Source organism: Pseudomonas beijingensis, from assembly GCF_030687295.1.
GTDB classification, from domain to species: domain Bacteria; phylum Pseudomonadota; class Gammaproteobacteria; order Pseudomonadales; family Pseudomonadaceae; genus Aquipseudomonas; species Aquipseudomonas beijingensis.
Window position 1 is genome coordinate 4,528,358 of the sequence record NZ_CP117425.1, and the last position, 20,874, is coordinate 4,549,231.

The window sequence follows — 20,874 nt, forward strand, 5'->3', positions numbered from 1 at the left end:
GAACCGACTCAGGCCTTTTCAACCAGCATGCGCCCGACCATTTCCATGTGCAGGGCGTGGCAGAACCAACTGCAGTAGTACCAGTGCAAGCCGGCCTTGTCGGCGGTGAAGGTGATGGATGAGGTCTGTTGCGGGCTGATCTCCATGCTGGCGCCGTGGTTGGTCATGACAAAGCCGTGGGACACGTCTTCGATCTGATCGATGTTAGTGATGGTCACCGTCACCTCGTTGCCTTGCTTGACGGTGAACTCCGTCAGGCCATAGGCCGGCGCCATCGAGGTCATGTACACCCGCACCTTGTTGCCGTCGCGGATGACCTTGTTGTCGGTTTCCAGGTTGATGCCGTCCTTCTTCGCCAGGGCCACGGTGTCGGCAAAGAACGGATCATTGCGGTTCCAGATTTTCTGGGTCTTGATCTGGTCGCGCCGCGCGAGAATGCAGTCATGGGGTTCGGCGAAGGCCGGCCCGTCGTGCACCAGCTTCATTTCATCACCGGAAATGTCGATCAACTGATCGTTCTCCGGATGCAATGGGCCGGTGGGCAGGAAACGGTCCTTGGAGAATTTGCACAACACCACCAGCCACTTGCCGTCCGCCTCACTGGTTTCGGTGAGGGACGCGTGGTTGTGGCCGGGTTGGTACTGGACGTCGAGTTTCTGCTTGATGTAATTGACCTTCTCGCCCTTGTAGGCGCGGATGGCCTCGTCCATGTTCCACTTCACCACCTGGCTGTCGATGAACAACGTCGTATAGGCATTGCCACGCCCGTCGAAGGTGGTGTGCAGCGGCCCCAGCCCCAGTTCCGGTTCGGCGACGATCACTTCGCGTGGGTCCTTGAAGCGGTCGGCGAACAAGTCGTCCAGGCGGTCGATGGCGATCATCGAGACCGTCGGCGACAGCTTGCCGTTGGCGATGAAGTATTTGCCGTCCGACGAGGTATTGAGCCCATGGGGGTTCTTCGGCACTGGAATGTAGCGGGTAAACTCGGAGTCCTTGCCATCGGTCTTGCGACCATCGACCACCGGCACCTTGGAGCCGTCCAGGGTGATGAATTTGCCGGCCTTGATCGCCGCCTCGATGCGCGGGATGTTGAACACCACCACCCAGTCGCGCTCGTTGCGCATCATGCCGCCCAGGTCATAGGCCTTCTCGGAGTTGTAGCAGGTACTGGCGGCGTATTTGCCAGTGTAGTCGGCGTCGGAATTGTCCAGGTTGCCGTCGACGATCACCTGGAACGCCATTTCCATTTTCTCGGCATCGATGGCGTTGAACATCGTGAAGCTGTTTTTGTCTTGCAGGTCGAAGGTGTGGCCGTCATTGGGGTGCGGGATCACGAACTCGGCGTTGGCGAATACGTACTTGGTGTACGGCACCTTCTGCAATCGCAGGCCGTGAATGGCTTGCACGTTGGGCACGGTGAGGATCTTGTCGCACTTCATGATGTCCAGGCGGATGCGCGCGACCCGGGAGTTGGCCTTGTCGTTGATGAACAGGTATTTACCGTCGTACTTGCCGTCGGTCATGGAGATGTGCGGATGGTGGCAGTCGCCGTTCTGGTATTTGGCGCTGTCGCCGAGAATGCGCTTGCTCTCGTTGGTCAGGCCCCAACCGGTGGCCGAGTCGACGTTGAACACCGGGATGCGCATCAGCTCGCGCATCGACGGCACGCCCAGCACCCGCACCTCGCCTTGGTGGCCGCCGCTCCAGAAACCGTAATACTCATCGAGTTCACCTGGGCCGACGTGGATCTTGGACTTGGCCTCCTTGGCCGCCGCGGCCCAGGACTCACGGGTGAACGTCCCGGCCCCCAGCGCCGTCGCGCCGGCCAGTACCGCCCCCGTTACCGCACCGGTGCCGAGAAAACTGCGCCGGCTGAAACCCCGGGGTTCTTCCACCGCGCCAGGGGTTTGGTCTTTTTTGTCGCTCATGCTGTGTGCTCCATGAAGAATGAAACGGTCAAGGGACAGGCCATTGGGGTGCCTCAAGGCGCCGGGTTCACCTGCACCACGGGAATCAGTTGCGCATCGGTCACGCTCGCCTTGCCGCGCTTCTTGCGCTTGTTGATCAGCGGCGGGCATTTGTTTTCGTTGTGCCAGGTCATCTGGCAGTCGAGGCAGTAATGGCATTCGTTGGCATTGATCCGGCCATCGGGGTGAATCGCCTGGATCTCGCATTCCTTGGCGCACAGTTGGCAGGGGTTGCCACATTCCTTGCGGCGCTTGAGCCAAAGCAGTCGACAGGAAGCGCGGCGCAGAATACAGGACCATTGCGGGTGAACAGATTGATCAGCAGCAGGCCCACCGCGTACGCCACGAACCACCACTGGCGGTCGAACTTGAGGGTGATGGCGGTCTTGAAGGGCTCCACTTCGGCCAGCCGTTCGGCGCTGGACATCGACTCCAGCGAGACGCCGAACAGCACCAGCAAGATGATGTACTTGATCGCCCACAGCCGCTCATGGACGGCGAACGGCAACTCGTATTGCGGCACCTTGAGCGTGCGCGCCAGTTCGTTGAGCAACTCCTGCAACGCGCCGAACGGACACAACCACCCGCAGAACACCCCGCGCCCCCACAACAGAATGCTGGCGGCGGTGAACACCCAGAGGATGAAAATCAGCGGATCGGTGAGGAACAGCTCCCAGCGAAAGCCTTCGAACAAGGCGTGGACGAAGGTCAGCACGTTCACCACCGACAGTTGCGCCAGCGCAAAGCCGCCCAGGAACACCACGGTGAACAACAGGTAACCGCGACGCAGCCAATGCAGCAGCCTCGGTCGCCGGGCCAGTGAGTCCTGGAAAAACAGGATCATCGTGAGCGCCAGCAGCGCCGCTGCGAGTACGGAGATCTCGACGCTTTTCTGATACCAGAGCGTCAGCCACATTGGCCGGCTGGCTTCCTCGGCGGCCGCCAGTTGCTCGGCGGTTGGCAATGGCCGTTCCAGGTAGGGTTCGGGCAGTTGATAGGCCAGTTCGAAACTGCTGAAGGTGCCGCTGACCGGGCCGGTCTGGCGGCGCACCAGCAGCTCCAGGGTCCAGGGCGAGCCGGGGTCGAAACGGTGGGAGGCGCGGATGATAAAGATCGCCATTTCGTCGAAGTCCGGCATGTCGTCGAGGGCCACATCATTCAGGCGCTGGAAATCCAGGTCGCGAAAGCTGATGGTGTCGCCCGACTGGCGCAGCTGCACCCGGTCGAAGATGCCGCCACGCACGTAGCCCGACCCCTTGAAGGAATAACGCCCACTGCCGATCACCGCGATGGCGTGTTCACCGGGTTTGAGCTCGCTCATCAGCGCGCGGTACTGCGCATCGCCCAGCAGGCTGCGGCCAATGGTGGGAGGGTTGAGGTGGGTGGCGTAGAGGTCGATGAAGGTGTCATTCACCTGCTCGCCGCTGGCGGTTTCGACCTGCTCGGCTTCGGTGCCCTTGAAGGACGCATCGACTTGGCCACGGGTCAGGTGCAGGCGACGGACAGCGCCGTTGCCAGTCAGGGTCTTCCAGTCGGCAGGTTGGTAGATATCCTCGCGCACCCGGGCCGGCGCCACGGCCAACCCTGCGTCACCCTTGACCAGGCCCAGGGACACCGCGACATCGTGAGCGGCGCGCATGATCACTTCGTTGACCACCATGGCCGTCACAGTGGCGCCGGCGATCGCATCGACAGTCACCGCATTCGGGTCGCTGGAATGCCCAACCACCACCCGCTGGTTGACCTTGATGCCGCTGTAGCGCGCGCTGAAAGCGTGGAGTTTTTCTTCGGCGATGCCGATCAGCAGGATCGGTTCGTGGTGTTCAAGCACGTAGGCATCGAGGATCACCCCGGCAGGATCGAGGATCACCTGGACATTGATCGGCTTGCCTGAATACGCCGGAATGTCCACCACGTCCAAGCTCTGGAAGACATAACCCACGACCTTGCCGGCGGCGGACAGTTTGCGGACCTTGAAGGAACCGTCGGGCTCGGAGATCGAATCGACCGGACTCAGGACATGATGGATGCGCTGTTGCGGGAGGTCACCGTAGTCCTTGGCCTGGACGATTGCGGCGAACATCAGCAGTAGAACGAACAGCCCGGGGAGCCAGGAGCGGGATAGGTGCAGCATCACAAAGGGAGGGGTCATGAGCGCCAGGGCTTGGAGGCAGGATCTTGGCGATCATTGTGGGGGCCGCCCCTGGCTTGGGCCCTTGATTGAAATCAACTTGGGAAGACTAAACCCGACTCACAAAAAGTCTGTGGCGAGGGGATTTATCCCCGCTGGGGTGCGAAGCAGCCCCAAAACCCGTCCCTGCGGTTTGTCAGGTTGATCCTGATCAGCCTCATTGGGGGCGCTTCGCACCCCAGCGGGGATAAATCCCCTCGCCACAAGTTGGTGTCAATTCAAATAATAATGCGCGGTCCGGTACTCAGCGCAACCCATAGGAATAGATGCGGCCGTCATTGCTGTCGTACCAGTTACCGTTGGCCCAGAACACCCGGTCCTGCGCCGGTTGAAAGCCAAGAATGCCCAGGTAGCCGCCGATGGCGAGGCGTTGCCAGGAGCGGCCCCAATCCTTGGAATAGAACACGCCATCGGCGGAGATGTTCGCGTCCGACCACCAGTAGAGCCAGCGCGGTGGTTGGTGATCGCTGGTGGTGTTGATCAGCAGGGTGTTTTGCCCCATCCAGACGTTGCTGCCACGCACCTGGGTATCCGATGCCAAAGGTGCAAAGACACTGGGCAGGTCACCCAAGAGCGTCCAGGTCAGCGCGGCGGTATCCAGTTCGGCGACCACATTTTGCCCGCGGTCCCCCTGGTCAATCAGCCCCATCACCCGCCCGGCATCGTTCTGTAGCAGCTTGCTCACGAACAGGTTGTCGTCACGCTGCCTATCCACCACCTGCCATTGCCCTGCCTGGGCTTGCAACCGGGCCCGTGTCGTGACGTTGACCGCGACATTGTGGCTGACGTCATCCGGATGGCCGCCCCAGAAGCGTTGGGACACCCAGATAAAGGCCGTCTGTGCATCCAGCTGCAGGACACTGGTCTGGATGTCCCCGTGTTCACCTGCACTCGTGCCCCACTCAGTGATGTCAGGACGTTTGCCGTGGGCGTATTCGGCGGACACCAGCAACGACTCGGGGCCCATGATCGGCGAGCTGTGCGCACCGCGATCAGCCGAATAAAAGACGCCAGTGGAAACGGCACTCGGTTTCTCTTCATCGGTGTCCACCACGTCCGGCCTGCCCACGGCCCAGACTTCATTCGCGCCATGGAAATAGGGAACCAGGCTCCAGGCCAACGAATCGGCCTCGGGAAACCACCCCTGGGTCAACCACGTCCAGCGCTGGCCTTGGTCATCACTGCGAAAGACTACGGTTTGATCGGGCTCATGGGTATTCGCCGTTTCAGGCCGCCGACGAAGGCCGGTGAGCAGGAACACACTGCTCCCGTCCGGACTCGCCACCAGGCAGGCGGCGCCGCTGACATGGGCCACGAACTGAAATTGCCCCTGGGCATCCAGGCGGGAAATGAACGAGGTTTCCGTTTCGGGACGAGAGAACAAATGGGCAAACGTCCCGGGCATCTCCGGTTCTTCAGGCTCGGCGGGCTTGCCATAGACCAGCGCATCCAGGTCCACCACATCAGTGGACGGTTCAAGCGCTTGGGCCTCGTCCTCCAGGCGTCCCACCAGCCAAGTCCCCTGCGGTGTCACCGTCACGCCCGTGCAATACTGGGTCATCGCGCGCAAGCGGGTATCCTTCACGACGCCCACTTGCTGCTGATCGGGGGCTGGCACCACCCCACTCCAGCTTGGCACTGGTGAGCATCCACATGTACCACAGCGCCGCGCCGGCCAGCAGGGCGACAAATAATCTAGAAAGCAGTTTTGAACGAGGCATGGGGAGGTCCGTATCCGGGGGAAAACTGCGAAGCTTTTCTCATCTCTTTTGTCCGGAGTAAATTTTTATCGCACGAGCATGGACGAACCCGGTCGCATAATTGTCAACGCTGTGACCCAGGTTCCATTCTCTCCGTGACGCCGTTTCACCTGAAAGCCTCAATGCGTTAAGCAGACGCCCACAAGGAACGCTCCATGCCCGCAAGCTCTGGCCCCGCCACCGCCTCTTCATTGCCGCAAGCCACCGGTTTCGTCCGGGTGCGTGGCGCCCGCGAACACAACCTCAAGAATGTCGATGTGGACATCCCTCGCGATGCCTTGGTGGTGTTCACCGGCGTGTCGGGGTCCGGCAAGTCGTCGCTGGCCTTTTCCACGCTCTATGCCGAAGCCCAGCGTCGCTACTTCGAATCCGTCGCGCCCTATGCGCGGCGCCTGATCGACCAGGTGGGCGTGCCGGACGTGGACAGCATCGAAGGCCTGCCCCCAGCAGTCGCCTTGCAGCAACAACGCGGCACCCCCAGTGCGCGTTCATCGGTGGGCAGCGTCACCACCCTGTCGAGCCTGATTCGTATGCTCTACTCCCGCGCCGGCAGCTACCCGGCCGACCAACCGATGCTCTACGCCGAGGACTTCTCGCCCAACACGCCCCAGGGCGCCTGCCAGGAATGCCACGGCCTGGGTCGGGTCTATGAAGTGACCGAAGCGTCCATGGTGCCGGACCCATCGCTGACCATCCGCGAACGCGCCGTGGCTGCCTGGCCCATGGCCTGGCAGGGCCAGAACCTGCGGGACATTCTGGTGACCCTGGGGTATGACGTCGACATCCCCTGGCGCGACCTGCCGAAAAAGCAAAGGGACTGGATTCTCTTCACCGAAGAAACCCCTACCGTTCCCGTCTACGCCGGACTGACGCCGGCCCAGACCCGCACCGCCCTCAAGCGCAAGCTCGAGCCCAGCTATCAGGGCACGTTCAGCGGCGCCCGACGCTACCTGCTGCACACGTTCATGCACTCCCAAAGCGCCCAGATGCGCAAGCGCGTGGCGCAATACATGCGCGCCAGCCCTTGCCCGGTGTGCGAAGGTAAACGCCTCAAGCGCCAGGCTCTGACGGTGACCTTTGCCGGCCTGGACATTGCCGAACTGTCCCACCTGCCGTTGCTGGAACTGGCCGAGGTGCTCAAGGGCGTTGCCGCCCCCGATTATCTGGCGCAAACCGAGGAACCGGGAACAACCCTCACCCACCAGCAAACCCGCGATGCCCGCGAGCAACGCGCGGCCCGGGGCGAGAATCCCCACGTCGGTGGGCCTGATGCACGCCACACCCACAATCTGTCCCTGGAAAAACGCCTGGCCGCCCAGCGCATCGCCGCCGAGCTGCTGGAACGGATCACCACCCTGATCGACCTGGGCCTCGGCTACCTCGCCCTGGAGCGCAGCACGCCGACGCTTTCCTCCGGCGAACTGCAACGCCTGCGCCTGGCGACCCAGCTCAACTCCCAACTGTTCGGCGTGATCTACGTGCTGGACGAACCCTCCGCCGGCCTGCACCCGGCTGACAGCGAAGCGTTGTTTGGTGCCCTGCAACGCCTCAAGGCAGCGGGTAACTCGGTGTTTGTGGTCGAACATGACCTCGATACCATGCGCCGCGCCGACTGGCTCATCGACGTGGGCCCGGACGCTGGCGAACAAGGTGGGAAAGTCCTCTACAGCGGCCCGCCGGCAGGCCTTGGCCAGGTGCCTGAATCACGCACCCGCGCCTACCTGTTTGGCGAAGCACACGCCGCGACACGCAGCCCGCGAGCACCCAAGGATTGGCTGCGCCTGGAAGGCATCACCCGCAACAACCTCGACAATCTGAGCGCAGCCTTCCCGTTGGGCTGCTTCACCGCCGTGACCGGCATTTCTGGCTCAGGCAAATCCAGTCTCGTCAGCCAGGCCCTGCTGGATCTGGTCGGCGCCCACCTGGGTCAAGCCAGCCCCAACGCCGAACCCGATGAGCAAAGCCTGGAAGACGAACCCGTGCAAACCAGCACTGGGCGCGTTGCTGCGGGGCTCGACGCGATCAAGCGGCTGGTGCAGGTGGACCAGAAACCCATTGGCCGCACCCCGCGCTCCAACCTCGCCACTTACACCGGGCTGTTCGATCACGTGCGCAAACTGTTCGCCGCGACCGAGCAGGCGCAGGCGCTGGGGTTCGATGCCGGGCGGTTTTCCTTCAACGTCGCCAAGGGGCGCTGCGAGACCTGCGAAGGTGAAGGCTTCGTCAGCGTGGAGTTGTTGTTCATGCCCAGCGTGTACGCCCCCTGCCCCACCTGCCACGGCGCGCGCTACAACCCGCAGACCCTGGAAGTTCGCTGGCAGGGCCTGGACATTTCCCAGGTGTTGCAACTGACCGTGAACCAGGCCCTCGAGGTGTTTGCCGAACAAGCGGCGGCCAGGCGTTCGTTGCAAGTGCTGCAAGATATCGGCCTGGGCTACCTGCGCCTTGGCCAACCGGCCACGGAGCTGTCCGGCGGCGAAGCCCAGCGGATCAAGCTGGCGACAGAACTGCAGCGCAAGGCTCGTGGCGCAACCTTGTACGTGTTGGACGAGCCGACCAACGGGTTGCATCCCCAGGACGTAGACCGTTTGCTGGTGCAGTTGAATCGCCTGGTGGAAGAAGGTCATACGGTGGTTGTGGTGGAACATGACATGCGAGTGGTGGCGCAGAGTGACTGGGTCATCGATATCGGCCCGGGGGCTGGCACCCAGGGCGGAAACGTGGTGGTTTGCGGGGCTCCGGAGACTGTAGCGAAATGCCGGGAGAGTCGAACGGCAGGGTTCCTGGAAAGGGCTTTGCAGCTTGAAAATTGAAGGTCCAACTCCGAATTGTCAGGCGCCCTGGCGTCGATATCGGCCCAGATTCAGGCGAAATGTACCTGGGATGCGATATTGAAAAGCATGCTGCAAGCGAACAACCCAATCACCACAGAGATGGCTCGATTCAAAAATCGTCCAGACACAATCGCGTGAAATTTTCGGCCACAAAAAGCGCCAGCCGCAATCCACACAAGCCCTACCGGAAAAACAATGGCTGAAAACAGCAACATGAATGACAGCCAGTTATCCAGCGACAAGAACGTACCCGCCGGCGCAACGAAGGAAACAAAAAACAACCCTTTGGGATTGGTCAGCGTTGCCACAAACAGATCCGCAACGGCAATACCCGCAGTTGCGCCAGGCGCGTCATTTTTTACCGAGAGCCAAAGCTTGAGGGAAATATGAAACAAGAAGCACACGGCAAAAATCTTGGTGGCGGTCACCACCCACGAGTGTTCCGCAATGAGCAGATCAATGAACACCCCCCACATCGTCGTCTGGATAACGTACGCCAACCATTCGGCTGCGACGAAACGCATCGAGCGCGCATTGAGCCCTCGACTCACACCGACTTGTAACAACAATGAGTTCGTCGGCCCCGGAACCAACAATACGGCCAACAACGAAAGCGCAACATAATCCATAGAATTTTCCATACCAGAAACCTGCACGGCGAACGTTCAGGGGCAGGTCAATCCATCACCACTGCAGCCCCAGCGCCGCTTACAACGCGCACTTTACACTGCGGCGGCAAGACGATGGTGGTCAAACTTTCATCGTCCATCTCCCAGATGCCGGATACAGGATGGTCCTGGCGGGACAAAATCGACCTCTGTGGCGAGGGAGCTTGCTCCCTCGCCACAAGAGCGGTTCGGACATCAGACCGTACGCGAATACTGAACCGTCTGGTCCGCCCCCAGGTACGCGTCGAACGCCATCGCCACGTTGCGCATCATCAATTGTCCCTGGGGCAATAACACCAGCTCGGCGTCGCGAATCTCCAGCAACCCATCGCGTACCAGCTCCTGGAGCCGGTCCAGGGCATCGGCGAAGTATTCGCCGAATCGAATGCCGTGGGCGTTGTCGATCCGGACGAAGTCGATGCGCCCATGGCACATCAGTTCGCTGATGACCTCGCGCCGCAGTCGATCATCGTCACTCAACCGATAGCCGCGCTGCACCGGCAGCAGGCCTTGGTCCAGCCGGGCGTAATACTGGGAAAGCTCCTTGACGTTCTGGTTGTAGCTGTCACCGACCTTGCCGATCGACGACACCCCCAGACCAATCAGATCGCAATCGGCATGAGTGGAATACCCCTGGAAATTGCGCTGCAAAGTACCCTGGGCGCGAGCGCGCACCAGTTCGTCATCCGGCAGGGCGAAGTGGTCCATGCCGATGTAGACATAGCCGGCTTCGGTCAGGCGATTGATGGTCAGCTCCAGCAGCTCCAGCTTGCGCTCGGGCGGCGGCATGTCTTCGGGCCGTATCATCCGCTGCGCCCGCACCCGTTGCGGCAGGTGGGCATAGCTGTAGGCCGCGATCCGGTCCGGACGCAGGGCGATGATCTTGCTCAAGGTGACATCGAAACTGGCGACGGTCTGCAACGGCAGGCCATAGATCAGATCGACGCTGACGGACTTGAAGCGCGCCCGGCGCGCGGCCTCCACCAGTTCGACGACCTGGGCCTCGCTTTGCACCCGATTGACAGCGAGCTGCACCTGGGCATCGAAGTCCTGGACGCCGAAGCTCAGGCGATTGAACCCCAACTGGCGCAGGCCTTGGATCTGTTGCCCATCGATGGTCCGCGGATCGACCTCGATGGAAAACTCATGGGCATCACTGTCGTCCATATCGAACGACTGGTGCAGGCAGTCCATCAGGTCGGCCAGTTGCTCATGGGTCAGGTAAGTCGGCGTGCCCCCGCCCAAATGCAACTGGGTCAGTTTGCGCGCGCGGTCGAACAAGGCGGCCTGCAGGGCTATTTCACGCTTGAGATAGGCCAGGTATTCCACGGCGCGATGGGTCTTGCGGGTGATGATCTTGTTGCACGCGCAGTAATAGCAGAGGCTCTGGCAGAACGGGATGTGGATGTACACCGACAACGGCTTGGGCAGCGCAGCCTCGTGACTGCGCTGGGCGGCCTGGCGGTATTCGTCCATGGCGAAGGCCTGGTGGAACTGCGGGGCTGTCGGATAGGAGGTGTAGCGCGGTCCCGGGCGGTCGTATTTCTCCACCAGGGCCCGATTGAAACCGGAAGCAGTTTTCATGATGGGGGCAACTTTTCAAAAACGGGTGGGCTTGCGTCATCCGGCGCTGAATCGAACAGATCGCAGATCGCATCCACGCTCAAGCGTCCGGCGGGCAGGATGCCGATAAACCGGCTCGACAGTTCGATCAATCCCTGATCTTGCAACGCTTCCAGCGACGGCCAGACGGAAGCAAAGTGCTCGCGAAACACCAGGCCGAAACGCGCTTCGATGGCGGGTATATCCAGTTCCAGATCACAGGAAAGCTGCTCGGTCACGCTCGCCTTGACCTGATCCTGCGCTTCACAGCGCCAGCCGCGACACACCGGCAATTGCCCGGCGTCCAGTTGCTGGCAATAGTGCAGCAGGTCGTCGGTGTTCTGTACGTACAGGTGCTCGATCTGAGTGATGGCCGACAAACCGAAGCCCACGTGATCACAGCAACCGTGACGGGTAAACCCCTGACAATTGCGGTGCAGGCGTCCATGCTCCTGGGCCACCGCCAAGTCATCGTCGGCCCTGACGAACTGGCCCAGGCCGATGTAGTGATAACCGGCGCCAATCAACTGTTCGCAACAGATGCGCCGCATGGCGTCCTTGTCGGCCGGGCTGCAAAAGGAACCGGCCACCCCAGCGTTCTTCGAGCGATAACGATAAGGCGCGCGGGCATAGTCAAAAACGTGCAACCGGTCCGGTTCCAGTTCGATCAACGTTGCCAGCTTCAGGGCAAAACTGCTGGGCGTCTGCCAGGCGTGGCCGTAGCCCAAATCGATGTTGATGGAGCGAAAACCAAACGTGCGCGCCGCATCGATCAGCGAATGGATCGGCGCCGGATTCTGGTAGCAATCGACTGGCAGCTCGCTGTCGACGCCAATGTCGGGCACGCCGATGCTGACATGGGTGAAACCCTGGTCACGGATCAGCCCCATGGTCGACCAGTCCGTGTGATGCAGGTCCACCTCGATGCTGTGATCGGCGCCGTCGTACTCGCTGAAGTCGAAGCGTTTGCGCAGATCACTCATCAGCTTCTGCAAATGAGCGATCACCGGCGTGCCGCCGGTCAGGCAGAACTGCTCGACCCGCCGCCCTGCCCCCAGGTGGCAACCGACCAGGCCCATCTCATACGCCAGGCGTTGCAGATAGCCTTCGATCTCGCCGCATCGGCAGTCGCTGGCAAGGGGCGAACATGACGCCAGCCGCAAGCGCGAAGGCAAGTGCACCGCCACGGATAGGGGCCGTCGTTTCTGGCGACTGGTGCGCAACCCTCGAAGCAGGTCGAGGGAGCCGATACCTTTATGGAACCTGCGCGTGCCAACCGGACAATCGAAATCAGCCACCACAGGGACACGTTCCGAGGGTCGCTCACCGAGGGTATGGAACGGGTCGAACATGACAATCTCCGAGTAGCTGTGCGGGGGCAGTTTGCGCGCTAACCCGCCGGGCCACCTTGACCTGTATCAAGCGCCTCGCCCCCGCCAGCGCTTACCAGGTGACGTAGAACATGGCCTTGGCCAGGAGCACGATCGCGACCATATGCAGGAACACGCTGACATGGATGATGTGCACGTAACGGGCGTTCATTCGCCCGCGCCTGAACAGCCACATGGCCCAGAGAAAATGCCCCAGCACACTGCCCGCCAACAGGATCTTCAGCCCCAGCAGCACACCGAAGGACGACTGCAACGGTGCCGACAACGCCGGCCAATAGCGCAACCAGACCATGCCACCGCCTGCGCCAAACAACACCAGCAGCACCCACGGCATCAACTGCCGGGCGCGCCGGCTGATGCCTTGTTCCAGCAACACCATGACCTTGGCGGGCAGTTGCTTGCGGATGCTTTCCAGGAACAGGACCTCGAAGAACACCGTGCCGATGAACACCAGCGCGGCAAACAGATGCAAGGTCAGAAACAGCGGATAACTCATGAGCGTCCTCGGCCGCCCCTGTTCAGCGGGGCGATGGTTTAGTCGAGGGTATCGCGCGGTCCCTGAAGCGGGGTTGATGCCAATCAAGGAAACCGTATGTCCGCCCCACCACCAAACCCTGTGGGAGCGAGCTTGCTCGCGATAGCGTCGGTTCAGTGGCATCAATAGCGACTGATACACCGCTATCGCGAGCAAGCTCGCTCCCACAAAGGGCGTCGTCAGCGTTAAGAAAGCGTCAACGGAACGTTGTTCCTGCCCATCCCCAAACAACCGCTGATCAGTTAGTCCGGCTTTTTGACACTTTCCCCGATATGCGGTCACAACTTTTGCGCTCCGTTGGGTCATAACACCGAGGTCGTCGATGGAATATTGGCGTCTACCGAGGTTTAAGCCTGATACGGAGATAAGCTCATGATTTTCAACGTACAAAATTTTGGCGCCAAAGGAGATGGCATCACCGACGACACGGCAGCCATTCAGAGTGCGATTGATGCGGCGGCTGCGGCCGGCGGAGGCCAGGTGTACATGCCGACCGGCACCTACATCGTTTCGGGGGGCGAAGAACCTTCCGACGGCTGCCTGATGCTCAAGAGCAACGTCTACCTGTACGGCGACGGCATGGGTGACACCACGGTCAAGCTGGCCGATGGCTCCGACACCAAGATCACCGGCATCATCCGCTCGGCGTATGGCGAGGAAACCCACGATTTCGGCGTCAGCAACCTCACCATCGACGGCAACCGCGACAGCACCACCGGCAAGGTCGACGGCTGGTTCAACGGCTATATTCCCGGCGAAGAAGGCTACGACTCCAACGTCACCCTCGACAGCGTCGAGATCAAGGATTGCTCCGGGTACGGTTTCGACCCCCACGAGCAAACCGTCAACATGGTCATCAAGAACAGCGTGTCCCACGGCAACGGCCTGGACGGTTTCGTCGCCGACTTCCTCAGCGACAGCACCTTCGAAAACAACATCGCCTACAACAACGACCGCCACGGTTTCAACGTCGTCACCAGCACCCACGACTTCACCATGACCAATAACGTCGCCTACGACAACGGCGGCAACGGCATCGTGGTCCAGCGTGGCAGCGAGGACATCCCCTCGCCCAGCAACATCACCATCACCGGCGGCGAGGTGTATGGCAACGGCGCCGAAGGCGTGCTGATCAAGCTCTCCAGCGAAGTGACCGTCACGGGCATCGATATCCATGACAACGCCAGCGCCGGGATCCGCATCTACGGCAGCAACCACGTCGAGGTCATCGACAACACCCTCAACAACAACGCACTGGGCAGTGCCGTACCGGAAATCATCATCCAGTCCTATGACGACACCCTGGGCGTGTCCGGCAAGTACTTCAACGGCAGCGACAACCTCATCCAGGGCAACATCATCAGCGGCAGCGACCTGTCGACCTACGGTGTTGCAGAGCGCAATGAAGACGGCACCGACCGCAACGCCATCATCGCCAACACCATCAGCCACACCAGCAAGGGCGCCACGCTGGTCTATGGCGACGGCAGCTACGTCAGCGCCACGGTGCCCATGACCACCGTGCAAGGCACGGCCGGCAACGACATCCTTACGGGCACCAGCGCCAGCGAGATTTTCTATGGCGCGGCGGGCAACGATACCATCAACGCCGGGGCCGGAAGCGACATCCTGGTAGGCGGCGCGGGCGTCGACAAACTCACCGGTGGCACCGGCGCCGATACGTTCCGTTTCGTCGCTCAGTCGGACAGTTACCGCAACGCGACCACCAGCTTCGATGACACCATCACCGATTTTGACGTCACCCAGGACAAGATCGACCTCGCCGGCCTCGGTTTCACCGGCCTGGGCAATGGCCGTGGCGGCACCCTGCAAGTCAGCTACAACGCCAGCAGCAACCGCACCTACATCAAGGACTTCGACGCCGATGCCAGCGGCAATCGCTTCGAGCTGATCCTCTCGGGCAACCTGGCCAGTACCCTGACCGCCAACAACTTCATCTTCAACCGGGTGATCACCGGCACCAGCGGCAGTGACTCGCTGCTGGGGAGCGATGCGGCCGACACCTTGCTCGGCCTGGCGGGCAACGACAGCCTCAGTGGCGGCGCCGGCGATGACAAGCTCGACGGCGGCGCCGGGATGGACACCCTCACCGGCGGCGCTGGGGCGGATACCTTTGTGTTCGCCAATCGCCTGGACAGCTACCGTAACTACAATACCGGCGGTGCCAACCTGGGCGACCTGATCACCGACTTCAACGTCAGCGCCGACAAGATCGACCTCTCGGCCATGGGTTTCACCGGCCTGGGAGATGGCAAGAACAACACCGTGTACCTGGTGCTCAACAGTGCCGGCACCAAGACCTACATCAAATCCCTCGAGGCCGACGCCAATGGCAACCGCTTCGAAGTGGCGCTGGACGGCAATTACCTCAACACCCTGACCAGCGCCAACTTCGTCTTCGCCACCACGTCGCCGACCAACCAGGCGCCGGTGCTGGCTACGCCGCTGGTGGATCAGAACGCCAGCGAAAACACCCCGTTCAGCTACGTGGTGCCGGCCACCAGCTTCACCGATCCGGACAACGACAGCCTGAGCTACACCGCCAAGCTCGCCAATGGCAGCGCCCTGCCCAGTTGGCTGATCTTCGATGCCGCCACCCGCACCTTCAGCGGCACGCCGCCCGACACCGCGTCGGGCACCTACTCGATCCAGGTCACGGCGACCGACGGCAGCAACGCCACCGTCAGCGACAGTTTTACTCTCGCCGTGCAGGACGTCCCCGCCGCCATTGTGATCAATGGCACGCCGAACAACGACACGCTGACCGGCACCGCGGCCAATGAGCAACTGTTCGGTGGCGCGGGCAACGACACCCTTAATGGAGGCGCCGGCAACGACATCCTGGTCGGCGGCACCGGGGTCGACAAACTCACCGGTGGCACCGGGGCCGACGTGTTCCGCTACACCTCGAAACTCGACAGCTACCGCACCAGCTCCACCAGCGCCAGTGACCAGATCCTCGACTTCGACGTGGCCGCCGACAAGATCGATGTGTCAGCCCTGGGCTATACCGGCCTGGGCAACGGGCTCAACGGCACCCTGCAGGTCACTTACAGTTCGTCGACCAACCGCACCTACCTCAAGGACCTCACGGTCGATGCCAACGGCAATCGCTTCGAAGTGTCGCTAGCGGGCAACCTGGTCAGCAGCCTGACGGCCACTCACTTCGTCTTCGCCGACCAGACCAACCCCACCAACGTGGCGCCAGTCGTGGCCACCCCACTCCTGGACCAGAACGCCAGTGAAAGCACGCCATTCCAATACACCGTGGCGAGCAACAGCTTCACCGACGCCAACCAGGATGTGCTGACCTACACCGCGACCCTCGCCAACGGCAACGCCCTGCCCGCCTGGCTGAGTTTCAATGCCACCAACCTGACCTTCAGCGGCACGCCAACCAGCACCGCGGCGGGCAACTACGACGTCCTGGTCAAGGCCACCGATCCCTCGGGCGCCTCGGTCAGCGACAACTTCACCCTGGTGGTGGCCGATGCGCCCGCCAATACCATCACCGGCACCAACAACGCCGAAACCCTCAACGGCACGACGGGAGCGGACCTGATCCTCGGCCTCGGCGGCAACGACACGATCAAGGCCGGGACCGGTGCGGACATCGTCGACGGCGGCGCCGGACGGGATTCGTTGTACGGTGGCGATGGCGCCGACACGTTTCGCTACAACAACCTGTCCGACAGCTACCGCGACTACGACACCGGGGGTGTCACGGCCACCGACACGATTTATGACTTCACCGTCGGCGTCGACAAAATCGACGTTTCGGGGCTGGGCTTGCTCGGCCTCGGCGATGGCAGCAACGGCACGTTGTACATGACCCTGAACGCTGCCGGCGACAAGACCTACGTCAAGTCCGCCGAAGCCGACGCCGATGGTAATCGCTTCGAGATCGCCCTCAACGGCAACTACCTCAACACCCTCACCGCCAACGATTTCGTCTTCGGTGAGCGTGCCCAGCAGGACATTCTCTACCTGCCGACCCTCGGCCAATCCAATGCGCGTTTGCTGCGCATGACCGAGGACGACAACCAATCCGGCACCTCGATGCTGGTCAATGACCTGAGCCGCTACACCACCTACGACGTGCGCAGCCAGTTCACCGATGCCGATGGCAACGGTATCGACATCGCGGTCGGCGGCAGCACGGTCAACGGCCTGTCCACGCTCAGCGCCGAGGAACTCAAGCTGTGCTGGTGGCTGACCGACACCAACCAACCGGGGCAGGCGCTGTTGCGGGCGGTGACGTTGCTGCGCGACCAGCGCACCGAACTGCAGTCGATCGATAACGTCACCATGGGCATCATCTGGGGTCAGGGCGAGGAAGCCGCCCAGGAAATCGCCCGCGCCACGGACAAGGCCGCAGCTGCGGCGGCGTACAAGGCCGCGACCCTGAAAGTCTTCGATTACCTGCATGCCCAATTCGGCAATTTCAGCGTGTACCTGATGGAAACCGGTCATTACTCAGAGGACGCGGCCCGGGCCCGGGGTTACTCGGAAGAGAAGATCGCTGCCATCGTCGAAGGCGTCGGTTATGTCCGCGCCGCCCAGGAAGCCATGGCCGCAGAACGCGTCGACGTCAAGCTGGCGGTGGACTACACCGACCTGCCCTTGCGCTATGAAGTCGATCCATTGGTGTACCCCGATGACGTCTGGCACCTGCACGAAGAATCGGCGGAAATCGTCGGCCAGCGCCTGGCGGACTACATCGCCGATGACCTGGGCTTCCAAGGCAACCCCAACGACAACAACAGCGTGCAGGACATCTTCGACAAAGGCCAGAACCAGGGCGGGATGATCGCCGGCACCGACCAGGACGACACCCTGGTGGGCAGCGCGGGCAACGACACCCTGGATGGCGACCTCGGCGCGGACACCCTGACCGGTGGCGATGGCAACGACATCTACGTGGTCGACAACGCCTTCGACAGCGTGGTGGAAACCAACACTTCGACCTCACAGATCGACACGGTGCAGGCCTCGGTCAGTTGGACGCTGGGGGCCAATCTCGAGAACCTGGTACTCACCGGGGTTTCGGACATCGACGGCACCGGCAATGAACGGCGCAACTTCATCACCGGCAATGCCGCCAACAACGTGCTCGACGGCGCCGCGGGGGCCGACAGCATGAGCGGTGGCGATGGCAACGACAGTTACTTTGTCGACAATGCCGATGACAGCGTGATCGAGACCAACAGCAATACGGTGACGGGCGGGATCGACAGCGTGCACAGCAGTCTGGCGACCTACACCTTGGGCAACAACGTCGAGAACCTGTATGTCGATGGTACCGGTGCCGCCAATGGCATCGGCAACGCGTTGGGCAATACGCTGTTCGCCGGTGCCGGCAACAATGTCCTGGATGGGCGCGATGGCATTGACACAGCCAGCTTTGAACGCGCGCTGTCCGGCGTCACCGTCAACCTCTCGACGTCTGCGCAACAAAACACCGTGGGGTCCGGGCTCGATACCTTGAAATTCATCGAGAACCTGAAAGGAGGTGTCTACGCCGACACGCTGTCGGGGAACAGTGCGGCGAACGTCCTCGACGGTGGGGCCGGCAACGATACGTTGGTGGGCGGTTCCGGCGATGACCGCTTGATCGGCGGCGCGGGCACCGACAACCTTACCGGCGGCACCGGCGCGGACACCTACGCGTTTGGTGCGCTGTCGGACATGGGCGTCGGGGCTTTGCGCGATGTGATCAACGGCTTCAAGAGCGCGGAGTTCGACAAATTGGACCTCACCGGCCTGGATGCCAACCCGTTGACCGCCACGGTCGATGCCTTCACGTTCATCGGCAGCAACGCCTTCGACGCCACCAACGCCACCGGCGAGCTGCGCTTCGTCGATGGCATCCTCTCCGGCAGCACTAACGCCGACGCCACCCCCGAGTTCGAATTCGAACTGGTCGGCGTCAAGGAGCTGCACGCCAGCGACTTCACCGCCTGAATCAAGCCCCCACTAGGGGGCTTGAAACCCACCACAGGGAGCGTGTTGTGCCAGAAAATCCAGGTCAACCGCAGATCAAAAATGTGGGAGCGAGCTTGCTCGCGAAAGCGGTGGTTCAGTCAGCATTGATGTTGACTGACCCACCGCTTTCGCGAGCAGGCTCGCTCCCACAGGGGGTTCAGTGCTGTGCCTGAAAAATCCAGGTCAACCGCAGATCAAACTGTGGGAGCGAGCTTGCTCGCGATGGCGTCGGCACCTCCAACAAAGATGCTGACTGAACCACCGCTTTCGCGAGCAAGCCCGCTCCCACAGGGGGGGTCGTGTTGTACCTGAAAGGTTGAAGGCAAGCACAGGGTCTGACCGTTTTTGTGGCGAGGGGATTTATCCCCGCTGGGCTGCGCAGCAGCCCCCAAACCAGCCAACTCGGTGCGCCAGGAAGATTGAGTTCACTGCTTTAGGGCCGCTGCGCAGCTCAGCGGGGATAAATCCCCTCGCCACAGGGTCAAGTTCACTGCGCGACAGCGCAGCGTCGAAGACGCGGCGGCCACCCCCTCACCACAGGGGTAAGTGCAAACTTGCCCCCTGGATTGTCTAGAACAGGCTTTGCACCTGCTCCAGCACCGCGCGGTTCATCTGGCCGGTGTGGGTGTGCAGGCTCACATAGCTTTGTAGCATGTCGAGCTTAGTGTTGAGCAGATCTCGACGGGCCTGGAACAGCCGCTGCTGGGCGTCAAGAATATCCACCGTAGAACGTACGCCACCCTGGAAGCCTTTCTCCGTCGAGGCCAGTGCTCGCTGGTTGGACTCCACCGCCCGCTGCATGGCCTTGCTCTTGGTAAACCCGGCGACGACGCCCAGATAATCGGCCTCGATATCCTCGGCCAGTTGTTGGCGCTGCACATCGTAGTCGGACTGGGCGCCGGCCAGTTGCGCTTCGGCCTTGGCCACCGAGGCCCGCACCGCACCGCCGCGATACAACGGAATGTCCAGCTGCACACCCACGTAATAGGTGTCCTGGCGCGGGTCGAGTTCCTGGTATTGACGGGTTTCCCGGCGGGTCAACTGAGTGGTCAGCGACAGGGTCGGATAATGCCCGGCACGCTGGCTGTCGGCCTGAGCTTCAGCAACTTTGACCGCCGCCAGCCGGGCGGCCAGCTCGGGGCTGGCTTGGCGGGCAATCGCCGTCCAGTACGGTAAATCCTGCTCCGGCGGGATCGGGCTGCCGGCGGCCAATTCCTCGCGCATCGGCAGGATGTCATCGATGGGCATGCTGGCCCGTCCGGACAAGGCCCGCAAGGCGGCCACGCGGCGCGCCTGGGCTTCGGCCTCCTGGGCGTGCACCAGGTCGAGCCGCGCCTGGGCCTCATCGATATCGGTGATCGCGCCCTGGCCACCCTCATAAAGCTTTTTGCTCTGGATGACCAAGCCTTGGATGGCCGCCTTTTGCTGAGCGATCAACTTGATCTCGTTCTCGGCCCGGGCGACGTCGAAATACCCCTTTGCCACCCGGTCATACAAGGTCTGACCGGCCACGTCGAACACCTGGGTGCCCAGTTGCCCACGCGCCTTGCCTTCCTGGTACGCCGCCCAGCGGGCCTTGTCGTAGAGCGGTTGTTGCGCCGCCAGGGTGACGTTGTTCGCCTGGTAATCGTTGCTGTTGACGTAAGTGCTGTCATCGCCGCCGTCGGTACGCCCGCCATAGCCGTAGCGTGAGGTCAGCGACACTTGCGGGTAGAGGCCACCACGGCCAATGTCTTCTTCATGCCGCGAAGCTTCGAAAGCGTGGGCCGCCGATTGCACGGTCGGATCGTTAAGGCGCGAGGCGTCGTAGGCGGCGGTCAGGCTCAGGCCAGCCTCGGCGGCCCACAGCGGATTGATCACCGCCCAACCGGTATACAGGCCCAGCAACACACGCCAACGGTAGCGGCAACGGTCGACCAT

The 20,874-nt window shown here is 61.9% G+C and carries 9 protein-coding genes and 1 pseudogene; 2 read left to right on the forward strand and 8 right to left on the reverse strand.

Features of this window, described 5'->3' with window-relative positions; all coding sequences use genetic code 11:
• Positions 1-8 precede the first annotated feature (8 nt).
• The 3 genes and pseudogenes from nosZ to PSH84_RS20295 form a co-directional block, all read right to left on the reverse strand.
• Complete coding sequence (nosZ, locus tag PSH84_RS20285) at positions 9-1,928, reverse strand: TAT-dependent nitrous-oxide reductase (RefSeq protein WP_305467194.1); 1,920 nt, start codon at positions 1,926-1,928, stop codon at positions 9-11.
• Between the two features lie 53 nt (positions 1,929-1,981).
• Positions 1,982-4,101, reverse strand: a pseudogene (gene nosR / locus PSH84_RS20290) (transcriptional regulator NosR).
• A gap of 301 nt (positions 4,102-4,402) precedes the next feature.
• The gene (locus tag PSH84_RS20295; protein ID WP_305481674.1) at positions 4,403-5,776 is read right to left on the reverse strand and encodes a hypothetical protein; all 1,374 of its coding nucleotides are present in this window, start codon (positions 5,774-5,776) and stop codon (positions 4,403-4,405) included.
• A 297-nt stretch (positions 5,777-6,073) separates the two neighbouring features.
• Here PSH84_RS20295 and PSH84_RS20300 point away from each other — a divergent pair, with 297 nt between their 5' ends.
• Positions 6,074-8,731: an excinuclease ABC subunit UvrA gene (locus PSH84_RS20300; RefSeq protein WP_305481675.1), complete on the forward strand. Its 2,658-nt coding sequence runs from the start codon at positions 6,074-6,076 to the stop codon at positions 8,729-8,731.
• Between the two features lie 50 nt (positions 8,732-8,781).
• On the opposite strand, the gene PSH84_RS20305 is transcribed toward PSH84_RS20300, so the two are convergent.
• The 4 genes from PSH84_RS20305 to PSH84_RS20320 form a co-directional block, all read right to left on the reverse strand.
• The gene (locus tag PSH84_RS20305; protein ID WP_240998422.1) at positions 8,782-9,393 is read right to left on the reverse strand and encodes a LysE family translocator; all 612 of its coding nucleotides are present in this window, start codon (positions 9,391-9,393) and stop codon (positions 8,782-8,784) included.
• 222 nt (positions 9,394-9,615) lie between these two features.
• The gene (gene hemN / locus PSH84_RS20310) at positions 9,616-11,004 is read right to left on the reverse strand and encodes an oxygen-independent coproporphyrinogen III oxidase (RefSeq protein WP_305481676.1); all 1,389 of its coding nucleotides are present in this window, start codon (positions 11,002-11,004) and stop codon (positions 9,616-9,618) included.
• Positions 11,001-12,374 carry an oxygen-independent coproporphyrinogen III oxidase gene (locus tag PSH84_RS20315; RefSeq protein WP_305481677.1) on the reverse strand — a complete coding sequence of 458 codons (1,374 nt, stop codon included), beginning with the start codon at positions 12,372-12,374 and terminating at the stop codon, positions 11,001-11,003. The genes hemN and PSH84_RS20315 overlap by 4 nt, the downstream gene beginning before the upstream one ends.
• Before the next feature lie 91 nt (positions 12,375-12,465).
• Positions 12,466-12,909 (reverse strand): CopD family copper resistance protein, encoded by a 444-nt coding sequence (locus PSH84_RS20320; RefSeq protein WP_305481678.1) that lies wholly within the window; start codon positions 12,907-12,909, stop codon positions 12,466-12,468.
• A 411-nt stretch (positions 12,910-13,320) separates the two neighbouring features.
• Here PSH84_RS20320 and PSH84_RS20325 point away from each other — a divergent pair, with 411 nt between their 5' ends.
• Positions 13,321-18,933: a putative Ig domain-containing protein gene (locus tag PSH84_RS20325; protein WP_305481679.1), complete on the forward strand. Its 5,613-nt coding sequence runs from the start codon at positions 13,321-13,323 to the stop codon at positions 18,931-18,933.
• Positions 18,934-19,524: 591 nt separating this feature from the next.
• Here the strand turns inward: PSH84_RS20325 and PSH84_RS20335 are convergent.
• The gene (locus tag PSH84_RS20335; RefSeq protein ID WP_305481680.1) at positions 19,525-20,874 is read right to left on the reverse strand and encodes a TolC family outer membrane protein; all 1,350 of its coding nucleotides are present in this window, start codon (positions 20,872-20,874) and stop codon (positions 19,525-19,527) included.

What these genes read in the sequence shown, in the direction of transcription:
- PSH84_RS20300 (WP_305481675.1), top strand. Translation starts at nt 6,074, where the DNA reads ATGCCCGCAAGCTCTGGCCCCGCCACCGCCTCTTCATTGCCGCAAGCC.
- PSH84_RS20305 (WP_240998422.1), bottom strand. Translation starts at nt 9,393, where the DNA reads ATGGAAAATTCTATGGATTATGTTGCGCTTTCGTTGTTGGCCGTATTG.
- nosZ (WP_305467194.1), bottom strand. Translation starts at nt 1,928, where the DNA reads ATGAGCGACAAAAAAGACCAAACCCCTGGCGCGGTGGAAGAACCCCGG.
- PSH84_RS20335 (WP_305481680.1), bottom strand. Translation starts at nt 20,874, where the DNA reads ATGGTCGACCGTTGCCGCTACCGTTGGCGTGTGTTGCTGGGCCTGTAT.
- hemN (WP_305481676.1), bottom strand. Translation starts at nt 11,004, where the DNA reads ATGAAAACTGCTTCCGGTTTCAATCGGGCCCTGGTGGAGAAATACGAC.
- PSH84_RS20320 (WP_305481678.1), bottom strand. Translation starts at nt 12,909, where the DNA reads ATGAGTTATCCGCTGTTTCTGACCTTGCATCTGTTTGCCGCGCTGGTG.
- PSH84_RS20315 (WP_305481677.1), bottom strand. Translation starts at nt 12,374, where the DNA reads ATGTTCGACCCGTTCCATACCCTCGGTGAGCGACCCTCGGAACGTGTC.
- PSH84_RS20325 (WP_305481679.1), top strand. Translation starts at nt 13,321, where the DNA reads ATGATTTTCAACGTACAAAATTTTGGCGCCAAAGGAGATGGCATCACC.